The 19,136-nt window shown below is 72.3% G+C and carries 19 protein-coding genes; 15 read left to right on the top strand and 4 right to left on the bottom strand.

Annotated elements, in window-relative coordinates; genetic code table 11:
- The first annotated feature begins 47 nt into the window (after positions 1-47).
- Positions 48-1,157: a D-alanine--D-alanine ligase family protein gene (locus tag ACTOQ2_RS21150; RefSeq protein ID WP_440101561.1), complete on the top strand. Its 1,110-nt coding sequence runs from the start codon at positions 48-50 to the stop codon at positions 1,155-1,157.
- Here ACTOQ2_RS21150 and ACTOQ2_RS21145 read toward each other — a convergent pair.
- The gene (locus ACTOQ2_RS21145; protein WP_440101559.1) at positions 1,140-1,586 is read right to left on the bottom strand and encodes a DUF3515 family protein; all 447 of its coding nucleotides are present in this window, start codon (positions 1,584-1,586) and stop codon (positions 1,140-1,142) included. The genes ACTOQ2_RS21150 and ACTOQ2_RS21145 overlap by 18 nt on opposite strands.
- Positions 1,587-1,669: 83 nt before the next feature.
- Positions 1,670-1,903, bottom strand: coding sequence for an Lrp/AsnC family transcriptional regulator (locus ACTOQ2_RS21140; protein WP_344749082.1), 234 nt, complete (start codon positions 1,901-1,903; stop codon positions 1,670-1,672).
- A gap of 51 nt (positions 1,904-1,954) precedes the next feature.
- Between ACTOQ2_RS21140 and ACTOQ2_RS21135 the strand changes: the two genes are divergently transcribed.
- The 3 genes from ACTOQ2_RS21135 (at position 1,955) to thiD (ending at position 5,021) form a co-directional block, all read left to right on the top strand.
- Positions 1,955-2,911 (top strand): thiamine-phosphate kinase, encoded by a 957-nt coding sequence (locus tag ACTOQ2_RS21135; RefSeq protein ID WP_440069040.1) that lies wholly within the window; start codon positions 1,955-1,957, stop codon positions 2,909-2,911.
- A 225-nt stretch (positions 2,912-3,136) separates the two neighbouring features.
- The gene (locus ACTOQ2_RS21130; RefSeq protein WP_440101557.1) at positions 3,137-4,108 is read left to right on the top strand and encodes a hypothetical protein; all 972 of its coding nucleotides are present in this window, start codon (positions 3,137-3,139) and stop codon (positions 4,106-4,108) included.
- Between the two features lie 103 nt (positions 4,109-4,211).
- The gene (gene thiD / locus ACTOQ2_RS21125) at positions 4,212-5,021 is read left to right on the top strand and encodes a bifunctional hydroxymethylpyrimidine kinase/phosphomethylpyrimidine kinase (RefSeq protein WP_440101555.1); all 810 of its coding nucleotides are present in this window, start codon (positions 4,212-4,214) and stop codon (positions 5,019-5,021) included.
- A gap of 107 nt (positions 5,022-5,128) precedes the next feature.
- Here thiD and rpmB read toward each other — a convergent pair whose 3' ends face one another.
- The gene (gene rpmB / locus ACTOQ2_RS21120) at positions 5,129-5,314 is read right to left on the bottom strand and encodes a 50S ribosomal protein L28 (protein ID WP_012894387.1); all 186 of its coding nucleotides are present in this window, start codon (positions 5,312-5,314) and stop codon (positions 5,129-5,131) included.
- Between the two features lie 309 nt (positions 5,315-5,623).
- Between rpmB and ACTOQ2_RS21115 the strand changes: the two genes are divergently transcribed.
- The 10 genes from ACTOQ2_RS21115 to ACTOQ2_RS21070 all read left to right on the top strand — a co-directional run bounded on the left by ACTOQ2_RS21115 (position 5,624) and on the right by ACTOQ2_RS21070 (position 14,276).
- Positions 5,624-7,210 (top strand): DAK2 domain-containing protein, encoded by a 1,587-nt coding sequence (locus ACTOQ2_RS21115; RefSeq protein WP_440101553.1) that lies wholly within the window; start codon positions 5,624-5,626, stop codon positions 7,208-7,210.
- A 69-nt stretch (positions 7,211-7,279) separates the two neighbouring features.
- Positions 7,280-9,451, top strand: coding sequence for an ATP-dependent DNA helicase RecG (recG, locus tag ACTOQ2_RS21110; protein ID WP_440101551.1), 2,172 nt, complete (start codon positions 7,280-7,282; stop codon positions 9,449-9,451).
- Positions 9,452-9,875: 424 nt separating this feature from the next.
- On the top strand, positions 9,876-10,472 hold the full coding sequence (gene rsmD, locus ACTOQ2_RS21105; RefSeq protein WP_440101549.1) for a 16S rRNA (guanine(966)-N(2))-methyltransferase RsmD: 597 nt from the start codon (positions 9,876-9,878) through the stop codon (positions 10,470-10,472).
- Positions 10,473-10,487: 15 nt separating this feature from the next.
- Complete coding sequence (gene coaD / locus ACTOQ2_RS21100) at positions 10,488-10,964, top strand: pantetheine-phosphate adenylyltransferase (protein ID WP_329085210.1); 477 nt, start codon at positions 10,488-10,490, stop codon at positions 10,962-10,964.
- Between the two features lie 66 nt (positions 10,965-11,030).
- Positions 11,031-11,582: a YceD family protein gene (locus ACTOQ2_RS21095; RefSeq protein ID WP_440101547.1), complete on the top strand. Its 552-nt coding sequence runs from the start codon at positions 11,031-11,033 to the stop codon at positions 11,580-11,582.
- Between the two features lies 1 nt (position 11,583).
- Positions 11,584-11,763, top strand: a complete 180-nt coding sequence (gene rpmF / locus ACTOQ2_RS21090) for a 50S ribosomal protein L32 (protein ID WP_012894381.1) — start codon at positions 11,584-11,586, stop codon at positions 11,761-11,763.
- Between the two features lie 264 nt (positions 11,764-12,027).
- Positions 12,028-12,711: a ribonuclease III gene (rnc, locus tag ACTOQ2_RS21085; RefSeq protein WP_440069341.1), complete on the top strand. Its 684-nt coding sequence runs from the start codon at positions 12,028-12,030 to the stop codon at positions 12,709-12,711.
- A 40-nt stretch (positions 12,712-12,751) separates the two neighbouring features.
- Complete coding sequence (gene mutM, locus ACTOQ2_RS21080) at positions 12,752-13,618, top strand: bifunctional DNA-formamidopyrimidine glycosylase/DNA-(apurinic or apyrimidinic site) lyase (protein WP_440101545.1); 867 nt, start codon at positions 12,752-12,754, stop codon at positions 13,616-13,618.
- The gene (locus ACTOQ2_RS21075; RefSeq protein ID WP_440101543.1) at positions 13,615-13,890 is read left to right on the top strand and encodes an acylphosphatase; all 276 of its coding nucleotides are present in this window, start codon (positions 13,615-13,617) and stop codon (positions 13,888-13,890) included. The genes mutM and ACTOQ2_RS21075 overlap by 4 nt, the downstream gene beginning before the upstream one ends.
- A 191-nt stretch (positions 13,891-14,081) precedes the next feature.
- Positions 14,082-14,276, top strand: a complete 195-nt coding sequence (locus tag ACTOQ2_RS21070) for a hypothetical protein (RefSeq protein WP_344748163.1) — start codon at positions 14,082-14,084, stop codon at positions 14,274-14,276.
- An 88-nt stretch (positions 14,277-14,364) separates the two neighbouring features.
- On the opposite strand, the gene ACTOQ2_RS21065 is transcribed toward ACTOQ2_RS21070, so the two are convergent.
- Positions 14,365-15,168, bottom strand: coding sequence for an alpha/beta hydrolase-fold protein (locus tag ACTOQ2_RS21065; protein ID WP_440069026.1), 804 nt, complete (start codon positions 15,166-15,168; stop codon positions 14,365-14,367).
- Between the two features lie 185 nt (positions 15,169-15,353).
- Here ACTOQ2_RS21065 and smc point away from each other — a divergent pair, with 185 nt between their 5' ends.
- Positions 15,354-19,049, top strand: a complete 3,696-nt coding sequence (smc, locus tag ACTOQ2_RS21060; RefSeq protein WP_440101541.1) for a chromosome segregation protein SMC — start codon at positions 15,354-15,356, stop codon at positions 19,047-19,049.
- Positions 19,050-19,136: the final 87 nt, after the last annotated feature.

The following is a 19,136-nucleotide window of genomic DNA, read 5'->3' as shown; positions in this document are numbered from 1 at the left end:
CGTCTAACAGGCGGATTGCCCCCTAACAGGGGGTACATTCGGTCATCATGAGTGAGCAGCACGAACCTCTACCGAGGGTCGCCGTCGTCTTCGGCGGTCGCAATTCCGAGCACGCCGTCTCCATTCTCGGGGCGGGAAGCGTGCTGGGGGCCATCGACAGATCCAAGTACGAGGTGGTCCCCATCGGGATCGCCACGGACGGCCGGTGGGTGCTCGCCTCCGGGGAGCAGCGCTACGAGATCGAGAGCGGTGAGCTGCCCGCCGTCGACGCGGCGGGCGCGTCGCTGGCGCTGGCCTCCGGCGGCGGCTCGCTGGTGGCGTACGACCCCGGCAGCATCCCCGTCGAGCTCGGCCAGGTCGACGTCGTCTTCCCCGTGATGCACGGCCCCTTCGCCGAGGACGGCACGATCCAGGGACTGCTGGAGATGGCCGGGGTCCGCTACGTCGGCTCCGGGGTGCTGGCCAGCTCGGTCGGCATGGACAAGGCGTACATGAAGCTGGTCCTCGCCGCCGCCGGCCTGCCCGTCGGCCCGTACGTCGTGATCCGCGACCGCGACTGGCGGACCGACCGCGGCCGGGTCCTCAAGGAGGTCCAGGAGCTCGGCTGGCCGGTCTTCGTCAAGCCCGCGCGCGCCGGGTCCAGCCAGGGCATCTCCAAGGCCGCCACCCTGGAGGAGCTGGAGCGGGCCATCGAGTTCGCCCGCGAGCACGACCCCAAGGTGCTGGTCGAGGCCGCCGTCACGGGCCGCGAGATCGAGTGCGCGGTGCTGGAGTCGCCGGGCGACGAGGCGCCCAGGGCCAGCCTGCCCGGCGAGGTGCTGGTCCACGGCGACCACGAGTTCTTCGACTTCGAGGCCAAGTACATCGGAAGCGACATGTCCCTGTCCGTGCCCGCCGACATCCCCCAGGAGACGGCCGAGGAGCTGCGGGCGATGGCCGTCCGCGCCTTCGAGGCGCTGGGCTGCGAGGGCCTGTCACGGGTCGACTTCTTCTACACCCCCGACGGACGCCTGATCGTCAACGAGATCAACACCATGCCGGGCTTCACCGCCATGTCGGTGGCGCCGCAGCTGTGGGCCGCCACCGGGGTGCCCTACGCCGAGCTGGTCGACCGGCTGATCCGGCTCGCGCTCGGACGCTCACCCGGTCTGCGGTAGGGCGCTCTTGATGGGGGCCGCGAGAGCGACCAGCACGTTCTGCGGGATGTGCTCCCGCGCGATCGTCACCTCGATGTAAGCCTCCCTGCCGATCGCGGTGAACAGCGTCGGCCTGGCCGGGTCGGCGTACCACGCCACCCCGTCGATCTCGGGCACCTGGTCGGTCGGCGACATCGTCACCGGTCGCGGCACCCCGCAGCGCAGGGCGATGCGAGCCTCCCCCCACACGGCGACGTAGGGGGAGGCGGGAGTGGACTCCGTCCGGTCCGCGCCGTCGAGTTTCCCCGGAAGCCGCTCGGCGAGCGCCCGGCACGCGGCGGCGGCGGGCCCCTCGGGAACCGGCGGCTCGACCCGGACGGCGCCGCCGCACCCCACCAGGATCAGCAGGGCGCAGGCGCACCCCGCCCGGCGGGCGAACCGCAGTGACATGTCACGTTCCAGACGATCGGATACGGATTCGAGGACCCGCGTGTGAGTCCGGGCACGAATTCACACGCGGGCTCGGACGCGGGCTAGATGTGGACGATGGGGCACGTCAGCGTACGCGTGATCCCTTCCACGCCCTGGATCTGCGCCACCACGAGCTTCCCCAGCTCGTCGACGTTGCGGGCCTCGGCGCGCACGATCACGTCGTACGGTCCCGTGACGTCCTCGGCCTGCGTGACACCCGAGATGCCGGAGATCGCCGAAGCCACGTTCGCGGCCTTGCCGACCTCGGTCTGGATGAGGATATAGGCCTGCACCATAACGACCTCCCGGGCGATTGGATCAGTGCCGAAGGGCCACCGTACCCTGTGATGAACAGGAGGTGTGTCATCACAGTCGGAGATCTCGGCGAATTCGGGGTTGTTGCACGTATTGCCGGACGTTTGCCACAAGGTAGGACCGTATTGCTCGGCCCCGGGGACGACGCCGCGGTGGTGAGCGCTCCCGACGGGCGGGTCGTCGTGACGACTGACCTGTTGATTGAGGGTAGGCACTTCCGGCGCGATTGGTCCAGTGGCTACGACATCGGCCGCAAGGCCGCGGCGCAGAACCTCTCCGACGTCGTGGCGATGGGGGCCGACCCCACCGGCCTCGTGGTCGGCCTCGGGATACCCGCCGACGCCACCACCGGCTGGCTGGACGATCTCACCGACGGCTTCCGCGACGAGTGCGACCTCGTCGGAGCCAGCGTGGCGGGCGGTGACATCACCCGCAGCGACCTCGTCGTGATCGCCGTCACCGCTCTGGGCGACCTGGGCGGCCGGGCACCCGTCACGCGGTCGGGAGCCCGCCCGGGCGACGTGGTCGCCGTCGCGGGTCGCCTCGGGCACGCCGCCGCCGGGCTCGCGCTGCTCCGCGCGGGCCTGTCCGGGCCGGTGGAGCTGATCGAGGCCCACCGCCGCCCGTGCCCGCCCTACGCGCGCGGCCCGGAGGCCGCCGGGCTCGGCGCGACGGCCATGCTCGACGTGAGCGACGGCCTGCTGCAGGATCTCGGCCACGTGGCCGCGGCGGCCGGGGTCGCGCTCGTCCTCGACCCGGAGGCGTTCACCCTCCCGCCGGCGATGCGAGAGGCCGCCCGGCTGCTCGGCGTCGATCCGCTGGAGTGGGTGTTCTCGGGCGGCGACGACCACGCGCTCGCCGCGACCTTCCCGGCCCACGTACGGCTCCCGGAGGGCTGGAGCGTGGCGGGTCACGTCGTCGAGGGGGAAGGCGTGCAGGTCAAGGGCCTTTCACTCGACCGTGGAGGCTGGGACCACTTCCGGGAGTGATCCTTACCACTTCCTGCGACATCTGTGAAAATTGCGACAAACGTTTACCTAACTGGTATGAAGATGGGCGGTCGAGATTCCCTTCGAGAAAGGGGCCATATGGGCCGCCACGGTGGAACCGGGGAAGAGGCTTTCCCGAACCGGGGTAAACGCGAGCCGGAGTTCGCTCGGGAACCAGGTCGGGAGGACGAGCCGATCGGGCGCCGGCTCCGTCCCGAGGAGTCGGTGACCACCGAGACCCGGACGGGTTTCCTGGGGTCGGGATGGAGCTCGGAGTCCGAGCTGTCCGACTCGTCCAAGGAGTCCACCCGGTTCGACCCGTGGCCCGAGGACGAGGAGCGGCCCGGCGGGCGGATCAGGAAGACGGTGCTGATCGTCGCCGCGGTGGCCGTGGTGCTCGGCGGGACCGTGGTCGGCGTCCGGGCACTGGCCGGCTCCGGGAGCCCCGCCGACTGCCCGCCCGCCGGTTGCGTCACTGCGGCGTCGAACCAGCCGGTGCCGGAGACCGACACCGCCGACGAGCCCGCGGCGGAGGAGCCCTCGCAGGAGCCGGCGCCGGACGACGAGCCCTCGGAGCCGGGCGACGAGACGCCGCGGCCGGGCGACGGGAGGACGAGGTCCACCCCGGCCCCCGACCGCACCTCCACCCGTGGCGGAGGCGAGGGCACCTCCACCCCCCGGCCCACACCGACGCGGAAGGCCACCCGCGCGCCGGCCGACACCGACGACTCGTCGCCTTCCGAGGAGTCCGCCGACGAGCCCGAGCCCAGTTCCACCCCCGACACCCCCCAGCCCCTCGTCGCCGGTGACCGTACGCCGGCTCCCGAGCAGTCCCCGAGCAGCGCCGGGCCCGACCCCGTGCCCAGCGAGACGGCCTCCAGCGCGGCCCCGCTCGCCGGGGGCGCCGCGATCACGGTCGGCGCGGACATCGTGAGGGAGAGATCGCGCACCTACACCGTCGAGCTCGTGGTCGCCGCGAACGAGAGCGTCGAGCGGCTCAAGGTGAGCGTGCCGGTCAGCGGGGAGGTCACCTCGGTGCGCGGAGCCGACTGGGAACAGGTCGGCGACAGCCTGCTGATCGAGTCACCGGAGGGTCTGGGGGTCGACGAGGAGCTCGTCGTCACCTTCACCGCGAGCGGTGACGCGGAGATCCCGCAGAGCTGCCACAGCGACCAGGGAGAGTGCGCCGTCGCCTGACCCGGTGGCCGTTTCGGCCCACGGGAGCGGGGCGGGAGACCCGGCGTCCGGGAACGGCGGGAAGCCGGGGGAGCGCGTGGCGGGCCGGAGCGGAGCTGGTTGGATGGGGAACATGACCGTTTTGACCCCCCCTCGCGTGCTGACCGTCGCCGGCTCCGACTCCGGAGGCGGTGCGGGAGTCCAGGCCGACCTGAAGACCATGCTCGCCCTCGGCGTGCACGGCATGAGTGTGATCGCCGCGGTGACCGCCCAGAACTCGGTCGGCGTGCAGGGCTACTGGGAGCTTCCCCCGGAGGCGGTACGGGCCCAGCTCGACTCGGTGCTCGGTGACATCGGGGCCCAGGCGGTCAAGACCGGCATGCTCGCCTCACCGGTACTGGTGGAGACGGTGGCCGAGGTCCTGGCGGGGCTGGACGTGCCCGTCGTGGTCGATCCCGTCGGGGTCTCCAAGCACGGCGACGCGCTCCTCGCCCCCGAGGCGGTGGAGACGGTGAAGACGCGCCTGCTGCCCACCGCCACGGTGGTCACCCCCAACCTGTGGGAGGTCCTGCAGCTCACCGGGGTGAAGGTCGAGGACGAGCCCGACCTGCGCCGGGCCGCGGACGCGATCCTGGAGCTCGGGCCCGCGTGGGCGCTCGTCAAGGGGGGTCACCTGCCGGGTGCGCCGGTCGACCTGCTGACCGACGGCACGCGCGAGTTCCGTTTCACCGCGGAGCGCCACGACAACCGGCACACCCACGGCACGGGCTGCACCCTGGCCTCCGCGATCGCCTCCTACCTGGCCCTCGGCGAGGACGTCCCGTCCGCCGTGGAGAAGGCGAAGGCGTACGTCACCGGCGCGATCGCGCACGGCTTCCCCCTGGGGGCGGGCATCGGCCCCGTCGACCACGCCTGGCGCCTGCGCGTCTCCTGAGCCGCGTCTTCTGAGCGGGACGGTCTCCTGAGCGGGGCGGAGACCTGCCGGGAACGACGAAGCCCGCCGCCCCATCGCGTGGGACGGCGGGCTTCGCGAAGGTCTGGCTAGCGGGTGACCTTGCCGGCCTTGATGCAGGAGGTGCACACGTTCAGCCGCTTCGGCGTGCCGTTCACCACTGCGCGCACGGGCTGGATGTTCGGGTTCCAGCGGCGGCGGGTGCGGCGGTGCGAGTGGGAGACGTTGTTGCCGAAGGTCGGCTTCTTAGCGCAAACGTCGCAGACGGAAGCCACGGTTCGCTCCTTATATCAGTCGAGAGGCTCGATCCGCCGCACTGGCGGCGGTCATCGGGCACGCCGGGACGACCGGCTGGCCACACGAGGATATCCGATGTCCGGCCCTGCACGCGAACGCGAGCCGCCGTGAACGGTCGAACGGGGATAATCTCCGGAGGCAACCGTAGCGCATTCCGGGACACGCCACGGCGGGTCCCGCCGGAGAGCCGGGCGGGGCAGCGGAGCCGAGAGCGGACCGGGAGACGCCCGAGCCCGGTGAGGGCGTCCGGCGGGCACGAGCAGGAGCCGGGGAGCAGGAGGGCAGGAATGCTGCAGGTTCTCGACCCGCTCGCGGTGCGCAGATGGTCGCGGCTGGCCGCCGAGACGCTCGGAAGGGCGCGCGAGGAGATCGACGCGCTCAACGTCTTTCCCGTGCCCGACGGCGACACCGGCACCAACCTGCACCTGACCATGCTCTCCGCCGCCGAGGCGCTCGACGGGCTGCCCGACGACGCCGGGGCCGAGGCCACCTGGCGGGCGTTCGCGCAGGGGGCGCTGCTCGGCGCCCGCGGCAACTCGGGGGTGATCGTCAGCCAGGCGCTGCGCGGCCTCGCCGAGGTGCTCAGGGAGGCCGAGGGGCGCGGCGCCGACCTCGGACGAGGCCTGGTCAGGGCCGCCGAGCTGGCCCGCGCCGCGGTGTCCAGGCCGGTCGAGGGCACGATCCTGAGCGTCCTGGCGGCCGTGGCCGCGGCGGTCCGCGACGGGCGGGAGGATCTCGCCTCGGTCGCGAGGAGGGCGGCGGGGGAGGCGCGCTCCGCGCTCCGCCGCACCACGGGGCAGCTCGACGTGCTGGCCCGCGGCGGGGTGGTCGACGCGGGCGGGGCGGGCCTGACGATCATCCTGGAGAGCCTCGCCGCCGTCGTCACCGACTCCTACACCGGCCGGGTGGACATCCCCGCCCCGGCACACCGGATCGTCCCGGAGACCCCCCGGGAAGCCCGGGAGGGCGGAGAGGGGCCCGGCTACGAGGTCATGTACCTGCTGGACGCCGGCGAGGAAGAGGTCGCCGCGCTGCGGGAGGAGCTCGACGCGCTCGGCGACTCGCTGGTGGTCGTGGGCGGGGACGGCCTGTGGAACGTCCACGTCCACGTGGACGACGCGGGCGCGGCGATCGAGGCGGCGATGAGGCGGGGCCGCCCCCACCGGATCAAGGTGACGTACCTGGTCGCCTCGGGCAGGACCCATCCGGTCGCGCGGGGGAGGGGCGTGGTGGCCGTGGCCGCGGGGCCCGCGCTGGCGGCGGTGTTCGAGGAGGCGGGAGCCGTGGTCGTCCGGCGCGAGCCCGGCTCCAGCCCTCCGCTGGCGGCGGTGCTCGCCGCCATCCGCGAGGCCGGGTCCGAGGTCGTGGTCCTGCCCAACGACAGCGACACGCGCGAGGTCGCGGCCGCCGCCGCGGAGATCGCGAGAGAGGAGGGCCTGGTGGTCGGCGTCCTCCCGACCAGGGCCTCGGTGCAGGGCCTGTCGGCGCTGGCCGTCCACGACCCGCTGCGCCGCTTCGACGACGACGTGGTCGCCATGACCGAGGCCGCCGCGCACACCCGCCACGGGCACGTGTGGGTGGCCGACCGCGAGGTCATGACGAGCGCGGGCCTGACCGCCCCCGGCGACGTCCTGGGGGTGGTCGACGGTGACGCCGCGCTGATCGGCACGGACCTGGCGGCGACCGCGCTGGAGGTCGTACGCCGCATGGTCTCCTCCAGCAGCGAGCTGGTGACCCTCCTGGAGGGCGCCGACGCCCCCGAGGGGCTCGCACGCGCCGTACAGGACCATCTGGCCGGGACCAGGCCGGACGTCGAGGTGGTCACGTACGAGGGCGGGCAGGGCGGCTACCCGCTGCTGATCGGCGTGGAGTGAGCCGGTGCCGGACGGCCGGGTACGCCGTGGCTGGTGAAATCTGTCGCCCGGGCACGGTAGAAAACGGGGGTGACGAGCTTCGACGAGCCGCTGGCGAAGGCGCTTGACCCCAAGACGGCCAAGCTGCTGGAGAGCGTTCTCGACCTGCGCACCGTCGGCGACCTGCTGCGGCACTACCCGCGGCGCTACGCCGAGCGGGGCGAGCTGACCGATCTCGACGACCTGCGGGTCGACGACCACGTCACCGTGGTGGGCGAGGTCACCAGGGCGATGCGCAGGCCGATGCGCAACAAGGGCGGCACCTGGCTGGAGGTCGAGGTCGTCGACGCCCGGGGCAGCAAGATCTACCTGTCGTTCTTCGGGAAGACGTCCCACATCGCGGAGACGCGGCTGAAGCCGGGCAGGCGCGGCATGTTCGCCGGGAAGGTCGGCGCCTTCGGCCAGGGCGAGAAACGCAAGTGGCAGCTCTCCCACCCCGAGTTCGAGATGATCGAGGAGAGCGAGACGGGCGCCGAGGAGTTCGCCGCCGCGCTCGTGCCGATCTACCCGGCGGGCAAGGACGTGACGCCCTGGGCCATCCGCAGGGCGCTGGGCGTCGTCCTCGACACGATGGGCGAGCTCGACGACTCCCTCCCCGCGGAGCTGCGCGCCCGCCACCGGCTTCCCGGCCTGTCGGAGGCGCTGCTGGCGATCCACCGCCCGCGCGACCACGCCGACGTGGCCAGGGCGCGCAAGCGGCTCAGGTTCGACGAGGCGTTCCTGCTCCAGGCGGTGCTGCTGCAGCGCCGGATGGCCGCGGCCTCCTGGCCCGCCACGCCCCGGCCCGCGATCTCCGGCGGGCTGCTCGCCGACTTCGACGGGCGGCTGCCGTTCGAGCTCACCGAGGGCCAGCGCGACGTGGGCGAGGAGATCTCGGCGGACCTGGCGCTGCCCCACCCCATGCACCGGCTGCTCCAGGGCGAGGTCGGCGCGGGCAAGACCGTCGTCGCGCTGCGGGCGATGCTCCAGGTGGTCGACGCCGGGGGACAGGCAGTGCTGCTGGCCCCCACCGAGGTGCTCGCCCAGCAGCACCACCGGTCGATCTCGGCCATGCTCGGGGACCTGGCCGCCGGCGGCATGTTCGGCGGCACCGCGGTCGCCCTGCTGACCGGCTCGCTGGGCGCCGCGGCCCGCCGCTCGGCCATGCTCGACGCGGCCTCGGGCGCGGCGGGCATCGTCGTCGGCACCCACGCGGTCCTGCAGGAACGCGTCCAGTTCGCCGACCTCGGCCTGGTCGTGGTCGACGAGCAGCACCGGTTCGGCGTCGAGCAGCGCGACGCGCTCCGCGAGAAGGCCGGGGGCGGCCGTCCGCACGTGCTCGTCATGACCGCCACGCCCATCCCCCGCACCGTCGCCATGACGGTCTTCGGCGACCTCACGGTCTCCACGCTCTCCCAGCTGCCCTCGGGCCGTGCCCCGATCACCACGCACGTGGTCCCCGCCGCGGAGAAGCCGCACTTCCTCGACCGGGCCTGGACGCGGCTGCGCGAGGAGATCGAGCTGGGCCGCCAGGCCTACGTCGTGTGCCCGCGCATCGGTGACCTGGAGGGCGACGAGGGCGACATGTCGAAGGCCGACGACGAGCGCAGGCCGCCGCTGGCGGTGCTCGACGTGGCCGAGACGCTCGCGCAGGGGCCGCTGCACGGGCTCCGTACGGAGGTGCTCCACGGCAAGCTCCCGCCGGAGGAGAAGGAGGCGGTGATGAAGGCCTTCACCCGGGGAGAGATCGACGTGCTGGTGGCGACCACGGTCATCGAGGTCGGCGTCGACGTCCCCAACTCCTCGGTCATGGTCATCATGGACGCCGACCGGTTCGGCGTCTCCCAGCTCCACCAGCTCCGTGGCCGGGTCGGGCGCGGCGGCCTGCCCGGGCTGTGCCTGCTGGTGACCGACTCCCCGGGGGGCACGCCGGCGAGGGCGCGGCTCGACGCCGTGGCGGCCACCCTGGACGGCTTCGAGCTGTCCCGTGTCGACCTGGAGCAGCGCAGGGAGGGTGATGTGCTCGGTGTGGCCCAGTCGGGGCGCAGATCGTCACTGAAGATGCTCAGGCTCCTTCGCGACGAGGACGTCATCCACGCCGCGCGCCTGGACGCCGAGACCATGCTGGAGGCCGACCCCGAGCTGGCGAAGCATCCCGTGCTCCGCGCGGAGATCGACAGGCTTCTCGCGGACGAGCGCGCCGAGTACCTGGAGAAGACCTGACGGAACGAGGTCGCGAAGTGCCCGGCCAGACGTCTGTCCGCGGTGCCCGGCGGGGATCTCGGTCCCGGTGCCCAACTGCGGGGACGGCCTCCCCCCGAATGCCGTCCCCGCTTGGGCCCACTCCCGGGTCAGGTGCCGAGAGCACCGGCGTGCGGAAGGGCTCACGATCACGCCGGTCGGCCTCCCCCTGGGTCACTTGGAGGCCGCAGGAATCATCATGCAAGGGACCGGCACCGGACGGAACGACCCTTACGCTTTCGTCGCCACTCCTTGCCCACTCTTGACCTAGATCACCTACCAGGACCCTTTTGACCTGCGGTTATGTGATGCGTCGCGACACGCCGGTGCTGCGCACGGCGCCCTCGGGGCGGGAGCGCGGACGGCGGCGGGACCGGCACTGAAACGGCACTGAGAGGATGGCCGGGTGAGCCGAGTCATCGCGGGAAGCGCAGGAGGACGGCGGCTGGCCGTGCCGCCGGGACGGGGGACACGCCCCACCAGCGACCGGGCCAGGGAGGGGATCTTCTCCACCGTGGGGTCGCTGATCGGCACGCTGGAAGGGTGCCGGGTGCTCGACCTCTACGCGGGCTCCGGGGCGCTCGGGCTCGAGGCGCTCTCCCGGGGCGCCGGCCACGCGCTTCTCGTGGAGTCGGACGCCAGGGCGATCCGGACGATCAGGCAGAACGTGGCCTCGCTGGGCCTTCCGGGGGCGGAGGTCGCCGCCGACCGGGTGGAGCGGCTGCTCGCCAGAGGCCCCGGCGGCCCCGGGGACACCGGAACCGCCGGGGAACCGTACGACCTCGTCCTCGCCGACCCGCCGTACGCGCTGGGCGCCGAGGAGGTCGAGACGGTGCTCGGGCTGCTGCGCGACCGGGGCTGGCTGGCCGAGGACGCGCTGGTCGCCGTGGAGCGGGAGAGCAGGGGCAAGGATCTGGTCTGGCCCCCGGGGTACGAAGAGGAGAGGGTCCGTCGTTATGGCGAAGCGTCCGTTTGGTACGGTCGCGCCGCCGGGAATCCTTAGAGCAGGGGGTCCGCCTTGCGTCGCGTTGTCTGTCCGGGATCGTTCGATCCCGTCACGAACGGTCATCTGGACATCATCGGCCGGGCTTCCCGGCAGTACGACGAGGTCGTCGTGGCCGTACTGATCAATATCGAGAAGAAGAGCCTGTTCACGGTGGAGGAGCGCATCCAGACGCTCCAGACGGTCACCAAGGAGTACGGGAACGTCCGCGTGGACAAGTTCCACGGCCTCCTGGTCGACTACTGCAGGCAGCAGGAGATCCCCGCCATCGTGAAGGGCCTGCGCGCGGTCAGCGACTTCGACTACGAGCTCCAGATGGCACAGCTCAACTACCGGATGTCCGGGGTGGAGACCCTCTTCATGGCCACCGGCCCCGAGGTCTCCTTCCTGTCGTCCAGCCGGATCAAGGAGATCGTCAAGTACGGCGGGAACGTGGCCGGGCTGGTACCTGATCTTGTGCAGGAACTCCTGGTCGAACGGCTCAGGGGCTAGGCCCTGCTATTCTCTTATTTCGGCCTTGCACGACGGCGATGATGCGCCATGCCTAATGAGAGCGGAATGACTCAGCACCTTGACCCCCGAGCCCCATGGGTGATCTCGACCCATGACCTGGGGCGGCGACCAGGGTCGATGCGCAGGATGAATCTCGCTCTCCCGGCACCGGCGGACATCGGCGTCGACATGATCGGCGTCCCCAAGGACGCCGACGTCGAGCTGGACATCCGGCTTGAGGCGGTCATGGAGGGTGTGCTCGTCACGGGCACTGCGCAAGCCCCGCTGCGGGGGGAGTGCGCACGCTGCCTGGAACCGGTCATCTCACGAACCGAGGTGGACTTCCAGGAGCTGTTCTTCTACTCGGCAGAGGATGCTGCCGAGAGTGACTCGCTTCTCGACGGTGAGCTTCTCGACCTCGAGCCCGTGTTTCGCGACGCGGTGGTGCTCACACTGCCGTTGAGCCCGGTCTGCAGCGAAGACTGCACCGGGCTCTGCGTGGAGTGCGGGGTCAGGCTGGCCGATGCCGAGCCTGGCCACGGCCACGAGGTTGTCGACGCCCGCTGGGCGAAGCTGCAAGGTCTGATTCCGGAACATAACAACGATCAGGAGAGCTGACGTGGCTGTCCCCAAGCGCAAGATGTCGCGGAGCAATACTCGCTCCCGCAGGTCGCAGTGGAAGGCCGCCGCGGTTTCGCTCGTGAGCTGCCCCCAGTGCCGCTCGCCGAAGCGTCCGCACGTGGCGTGTCCGACCTGCGGCACTTACAACCGCCGTCAGGTGATCGAGCCCTCCGCCTGATCGCATTCTGACCGACGGATGCCGGCCGGGTCCTCCACTGGCCCCGGTCGGCGTCACCGTCTGCACCCCCTGCGATGGCGGTCCGCCCGCGGCTGTGGTGGACGCCGGGGTTCGCGGTAGAACGCGTGCCCTCCCGGCGCCCACCACATCTTCGGGCATCTCTCGTTCCTTCCTTCGCCATCGCGCATTCGCTGAGAGAACGTGCGAGGAGAAGTCGTGGGTACGAGCGTCAAGCCTGTCGCCGTCGAGTTCGTCAAGGAAGAGCTGGAGCGCCTCCTTCTGGTGCGCCTTGACGTCGCCATCCTGGAGCGGGCGCTGACGCACCGCTCCTACGCGTACGAGAACGGCGGCCTGCCGACCAACGAGCGCCTGGAGTTCCTCGGCGACTCGGTGCTCGGCCTGGTCGTCACCGACACCCTCTACCGCAACCACCCGGACCTGCCCGAGGGGCAGCTGGCCAAGCTCAGGGCCGCGGTGGTCAACATGCGCGCCCTCGCCGACGTGGCCCGCTCGCTGGGCCTGGGCCGCTTCCTGCGGCTGGGCCGGGGCGAGGAGGGTACGGGGGGTCGCGACAAGTCCTCGATCCTCGCCGACACCCTCGAGGCGCTCATCGGAGCGGTCTACGTGAACAGGGGCCTGGACGAGGCGTTCCGCGTCGTCCACCTGCTCTTCGACCCGCTCATCACCCGATCCGCCTCGCTCGGCGCCGGGCTCGACTGGAAGACCTCCCTGCAGGAGCTCACCGCGTCCGAGTCGCTCGGCGTGCCCGAATACCATGTCGAGGAGAGCGGCCCCGACCACGCCAAGTCCTTCACCGCGGTCGTCCGCGTCGGCGGCGAGGCCTACGGCTCGGGATCCGGACGCTCGAAGAAGGAAGCCGAGCAGCAGGCCGCCGAGGCCGCCTGGAACCGCATCCGCGACAACCGCGAGAGGCGCGAGGCCGGCTGACCGGTCGGCCGAGTCGCCCGAGTCGTTCGAGGAGGGACGCATGCCCGAGCTGCCGGAGGTCGAGGTGGTACGCCGCGGCCTGGAGCGGTGGGTCTCCGGCCGGGTCGTCGCCCGAGCCGAGGTGCTCCACCCGAGGGCGATCAGGCGGCACGTCCCCGGCGCCGTGGAGTTCTCCGCCCGCATGGAGGGCCGCACGGTCGGTCCCGCCGAGCGCAGGGGCAAATACCTCTGGCTGCCCCTGGGCGGCTCCGACGCGATCCTGGCGCACCTCGGGATGAGCGGCCAGCTGCTGGTCGTGGAGCCGGACTCGGCGCCGGAGAGGCACCTGCGGGTCCGGATCGGCTTCACCGACGGCGGTCCCGAGCTGCGCTTCGTCGACCAGCGGACCTTCGGCCACGTGCTGGTGACCGGCATGACGCAGGCCGGTGGCCGCGCGGTGCCCGAGCCGATCGCGCACATCGCCGCCGACCCGTTCGAGAAGAACTTCGACGACGACGGCTTCGCCCACCGGCTGCGCGCCCGCCAGACCGAGGTCAAGCGGGCGCTCCTGGACCAGTCGCTGATCAGCGGCGTCGGCAACATCTACGCCGACGAGGCCCTCTGGCGGGCTGGGCTGCACGGCTCCCGCCCCACCGCGACGCTGACCCGGCCGAAGGTGGCCGAGCTGCTGGCCGCGGCCCGGGAGGTGATGTCCGCCGCCCTGTCCGAGGGCGGCACATCCTTCGACAGTCTTTACGTGAATGTCAATGGCGAGAGCGGTTACTTCGACCGTTCCCTCGCGGTTTACGGTCGGCGCGACGAGCCCTGCCCCCGGTGCGGCACCCCGATCGTCCGCGAGTCGTTCATGAACCGTTCCTCCTACAGTTGCCCCCGCTGCCAGCCCAGGCCGAGAGGGGACGTGGCATGACGGACGTACGGCTGACGGCCTGGGTCAGGGGACACGTGCAGGGCGTGGGTTTCCGCTGGTGGACGCGTGCCAGGGCGCTCGAACTCGGCCTGACCGGCTGGGCGCGCAACACCGGCGACGGCCGGGTGGAGGTGGTCGCGCAGGGCCCCGAGAAGTCGTGCGCGACGCTGCTCGACCTGCTTAGGGGCGGGAGCACACCCGGACGGGTCGAGGGGGTCGTCGAACGCTGGAGCGAGACCAAAGACGGCCTCCAGGGTTTTGTCGAGCGCTGACCACTTCCCCAAACCGCCCAAAATAAGGTATAGTTGACCGTCGAGAGTGCCTACTGGTGCATCCATCCGGAGCGTTCAACTTGACCGTCTCCCTCACCGGTGCGACTCTTGATAAAGAACCACGCGCACCCCTCCCGCGGTAAAGAAGTGCGCGAACCAGTCTGGTCACTCAGCGTGGAGGACCCTTTACTATGGCGAAGGCTCTACTCGGCCACGTCGGCGGTCCCGACCCTCGTATGGTCTCGGAAATGCGTCGCCTCCAGCAGCGCATCCGTGATCTCGAGGGAGAGCTCACCCGGCTCCAGGCCCAGAACGACGAACTCGCGGCCGGCACCCGCGACGAGGAGTTCAACCGTCTGCAGGATCGCGAGCCGGCCCTCACCTAACGGGGCCGGGGCGGAACACACTGTCCAGGGACGCCTCGTAGGGGCGTCCCTTGTCATATCGATACGCACGTCACAGCTGTCGCAGCCGTCACGTGCGTCCTATATGTCGTGCCAGGAAGGCCAGCTGCTCGGGTAACACCCTGCGGCGGTAGGCCGTGTCCTGGCACCCTTCGGTAATCCCTCCTTCGGCCGTGGCGCCCAGGGCCTTCAGGCCCTTCAGCATGGTCTGGGTCTGCCTGGCCCATGCGTCCCGCTCGCCGCACCCCAGCCAGACCGGGATGTCCACGAGCTCGCGCAGCGGCGCCTGAGCCGCGCTCACCGTGGGCGACGCCGCGACGACCGCCCCCACCTGCTCGGGGCCCAGCTCCGCGGCCAGTCTCAGTGCCCCGGCGCCCCCGGCGGACCAGCCCATCAGCCCGATCTTCGCGGTGTCCATCCCGTTCGTGTTCAGGTACGGCAGCAGCGTGCCCGGGATGTCGGCGGAGGGCCAGTCGTCGATGGAGGCCACCGCGAAGCGCCCGCCGCCCGCGGCCAGGTAGCGGTCGATCGCGTAGACGTCGAACGGCGTGCGCGCGTCACCGGCCGCGCCGTGAAGCATGATCACCACGGGGAGCCCGTCACCCGCCCCCGGCGGCATCCCGACGATCACGCGCCGCCGGTCGACCCGGCTCCGCTGGAGCGTTCCAGGCGAGGTCACCGGAGGCTCGGGGACCGCGCCGCAGACGATCTGGGCGTACGCGTCACGGAAGCCCTCCGGCCCGGCCGCCAAGGCGGCGCCACCGAGGCCGAGCGCGGCCAGCCCGCCGCCCACGAGGAAGGCGCGCCGCCTGAGGTGACCCCTGCCGCCCGATGGGTGTGATGGAGCCTCGCCCCCACCGCGTTCCGCGTCCATGCAGGGCACCATAGGCGGTGCGCGGGCGGGCGCGGGTGAAGAACGGTAGTCTTCCCGCGTGACCGAAGCCGTGGGCTGACCGTGGGCTGACCGTGGGCTGACAAGGCAAGACGCGTTCATCGGCGCCCGGGACACGGCGTGTGACACGCCGGCCGGCGCGGCCGCGCCGCGAATGGGGGGTTTCGTTGTATCTCAAGACCCTTACCCTGCGCGGGTTCAAATCCTTCGCCTCCGCCACCACTCTCCGGTTCGAACCGGGCATCACCGCCGTCGTCGGCCCCAACGGCTCCGGCAAGTCCAACGTGGTCGACGCCCTGGCCTGGGTGATGGGCGAGCACAGCGCCAAGTCGCTGCGCGGCGGCAAGATGGAGGACGTCATCTTCGCCGGCACCTCCTCGCGGGCCCCGCTGGGACGCGCCGAGGTCACGCTGACCATCGACAACACCGACGGCATGCTCCCGATCGAATACACCGAGGTGACGATCAGCCGCCTGATGTTCCGGGCGGGCCAGAGCGAGTACGCCATCAACGGCGACACCTGCCGCCTGCTCGACATCCAGGAGCTGCTGTCCGACTCCGGCATCGGCCGCGAGATGCACGTCATCGTCGGGCAGGGCCAGCTCGACCAGGTGCTGCACGCGGGGCCCGAGGAGCGCAGGGCGTTCATCGAGGAGGCCGCGGGCGTCCTGAAGCACCGCAAGCGCAAGGAGAAGGCGCTGCGGAAGCTCGACGCCATGCAGGCCAACATGACCCGGGTCCAGGACCTCACCACCGAGCTGCGCCGCCAGCTCAAACCGCTGGGCCGCCAGGCCGAGATCGCCCGCAAGGCCGCCGTCATCCAGGCCGACCTGCGCGACGCCAGGCTCCGGCTGCTCGCCGACGACGTGCTCACCCTGCGGACCACCCTGGAGCGGGAGATGGCCGACGAGGCCGCCGTCCTCACCCGCCGCGCCGCGGTGGAGGCCGAGCTGGAGCAGGGCCAGGTCGCCGAGTCCGAGCTGGAGGCCGCCGAGGCCGAGGCCCAGCCGCGCCTGGCCGCCGCCCAGGAGGCGTTCTTCCGCCTCTCCTCACTCCGCGAGCGCCTCAGGGGCCTGGCCGGGCTCGCCGCCGAGCGGCACCGGAACGCCACCGACACCGCCGTGGAGCGGCGCGGGCGCGACCCCGAGGACTTCGAGCGCGAGGCCGAGGAGGTCCGCGAGCAGGAGCGGGTCCTGGCCGAGCTGCTCGAAGGGGAGCGGGAGTCGCTCGCCGGAGCGGTGGCCCGGCGCGCCGAGACCGAGGCCGCGCTCGCCGCCGAGGAGCGGAGGCTGGCCGCGGAGGCGAGGGCCGCCGCGGACCGGCGCGAGGGCCTGGCCAGGCTGAGGGGCCAGGTCGGCGCCGCGCGCAGCCGGGCGGGGGCCGCCGAGGAGGAGATCGGCAGGCTGCGGCGTTCGCTGGAGGAGGCCGAGCAGCGCGCCGAGGAGGCCCAGGCCGAGCACGACGGCCAGGAACGTGCCGAGCCGTCCGCCGACCCCGCCCTCGCCGAGGAGCTGGAGATCGCCCTGGAGACGGTCGAGCAGGCCCGGGAGTCCGTCGAGCTGGCCAGGGCCAGGGTCGAGGAGGCCAAGGCGGCCGTCGCGGGCCCGAACTCCGCGCTCGGCGCCGCTCGGGCCGCCCTGGCCGCCGCCCGCAAGACCGACCAGCAGGCGCAGCGCCAGGTGGCCGCTCTCGAGGCCAGGTTCGAGGCGCTGGAGATGGGCCTGGCCGGTGGCGCCGACGGCGCCGCCGCGCTGCTCGCCGCCGACCTGGCCGGGGTGCTCGGCCCGGTGGCGACGATGCTGTCCGTGCGGCCCGGTGCCGAGGTGGCCGTCGCGGCCGTGCTCGGGGCCGCGGCTGAGGCCGTCGCCGTGGAGTCGCTGCAGAGCGCCGCCGACGCGATCGAGTTCCTCAGGGGCCACGACGGCGGCCACGCCACCCTCGTCATCGCCTCGGCTGAGGCGGGCGCGGGCGCGGCGGGCTCGCCGGGCCCGGTGCCGCTGGCCGGAGCCGAGTGGGCGATCGACCTGGTCACGGTCTCCGCCGAGCTGCGGGCCGCCGCCACCCACCTGCTCGCGGACGTGCTGGTCGTGGACGATCTCGCGACCGCGAGGAAGGCGGTCGAGCAGCGCCCCGCGCTGCGGGCCGTCACCCGGTCCGGCGACCTTCTGGGCACCCACACCGCCGGGGGAGGCTCGGCGGGCGGCACCTCCGTGCTCCAGATGCGGGCCGCCCTCGACGAGGCCGCCGCCGACCTGGCCGAGGCCAGGGTCGCCGCCGAGCTGGCGGGAACGGAGCTGGAGGAGACCGCCGAGGCCGAGGCGGAGGCGCAGCTCGCGGTCGAGACCGCCCAGGCGCGGGTCGCCGAGGCCCAGACGGGCGTGCAGAACGCGCAGGCCGGGGTCAACGCGGCACAGGCCGCCCTGGACCGGGTCAGGGCGAGGCAGCGTGACGCCGACCAGCAGGTCGCCGCGGTGGCCAAGCGGCTCGCCCGGCTGGGCGCCGCCGCCAAGGCGGCCCGCGACGAGTGCGAGCGCCTGGCCAGGGGCGTACGGGCCGCCGAGGAGGCGCGCGACCGTGACGCGGCCGGTCTCGCCGAGCTGGAGGAGCGGCTCGCCGCGGCCGTCGGCTCCGAGGAGCTGGAGACCGAGCCCACCACCGATCTCCGCGACGAGCTCGCCGAGATCTGCGCGACGGCCAGGCAGGACGAGATGGAGGTCCGCCTCGCCGTGCGGACGGCGGAGGAGCGGGTCAGGGGCATCGAGGGCCGGGCCGACGAGCTGACGCGCGCCGCCGAGCGTGAGCGCGAGGAGCGTTCCAGGGCGGCCGAGCGCCGCGAGTGGCGGCGCAGGCAGGCCCGGACGGCCCAGGCGGTCGTCCAGGGCGCCGAGCGGGCGCTGCGCGCGCTGGAGACCTCCCTGGGGGCCGCCGCCGGCGAGCGCGACGAGGCCGATCGGGCGCGCGGGCAGATCGACGCCTCTCTCAAGGCCGTCAGGATCCGTGTCCGGGAACTCTCCGGCGAGCTGGACAAGCTGGTCAACCGGGCGCACGGCAGCGAGGTGGCCCGTACCGAGCAGCGGCTCCGGCTGGAGCAGCTGGAGGGCCGGGCGGTGGAGGAGTACGGCGTCGAGGCCGACACCCTCATCGCCGAGTACGGCCCCGGCGAGCCGATCCCGACGGCCGACGGAGACCCCGTCCCCTACGACCGTGACGAGCAGCTCAAGCGGGCCAGGGCGGCCGACCGCCAGATGGCCCAGCTCGGCAAGGTCAACCCGCTCGCGCTCGAGGAGTTCGCGGCGCTCGAGGAGCGGCACTCGTTCCTCACCTCGCAGCTGGAGGACCTCAAGAAGACCCGTCGTGACCTGCTGCTGGTGGTCAAGGAGGTCGACGACCGGGTCGAGCAGGTCTTCGGCGCCGCCTTCGCGGACGTGGCCCGCGAGTTCGAGACGATCTTCACGCGGGTGTTCCCCGGCGGCGAGGGCAGGCTGCTGCTCACCGACCCGGAGAACATGCTGACCACCGGCGTCGAGGTCGAGGCCCGGCCGCCGGGCAAGAAGGTCAAGCGCCTGTCGCTGCTGTCGGGCGGCGAGCGGTCGCTGACCGCGGTGGCGTTCCTCGTGTCCATCTTCAAGGCTCGCCCCTCGCCGTTCTACGTGATGGACGAGGTCGAGGCCGCGCTGGACGACACCAACACCCAGCGCCTGCTCACCCTCTTCGAGGAGCTCCGGCAGACCTCGCAGATCATCATCATCACCCACCAGAAGCGCACCATGGAGATCGCCGACGCGCTGTACGGCGTGTCGATGCGCGGGGACGGCGTCACCCAGGTCATCAGCCAACGCCTGAGGGAACACGAGTCCGTCTGAGCCGTCGAGGGGGCCGGGGGCCGGGGGCCTCGGGGGTTCGGTATCCGTGACGCTTTCCGGGGGAGGCGGATCTTCGGGGGAGCGGGA

Source organism: Streptosporangium sp. H16 (genome assembly GCF_051918855.1).
In the GTDB taxonomy this organism is placed as follows: domain Bacteria; phylum Actinomycetota; class Actinomycetes; order Streptosporangiales; family Streptosporangiaceae; genus Streptosporangium.
Note: the sequence above shows the minus strand (reverse complement) of the source record. Positions and strands in the feature narration are given on the sequence as shown.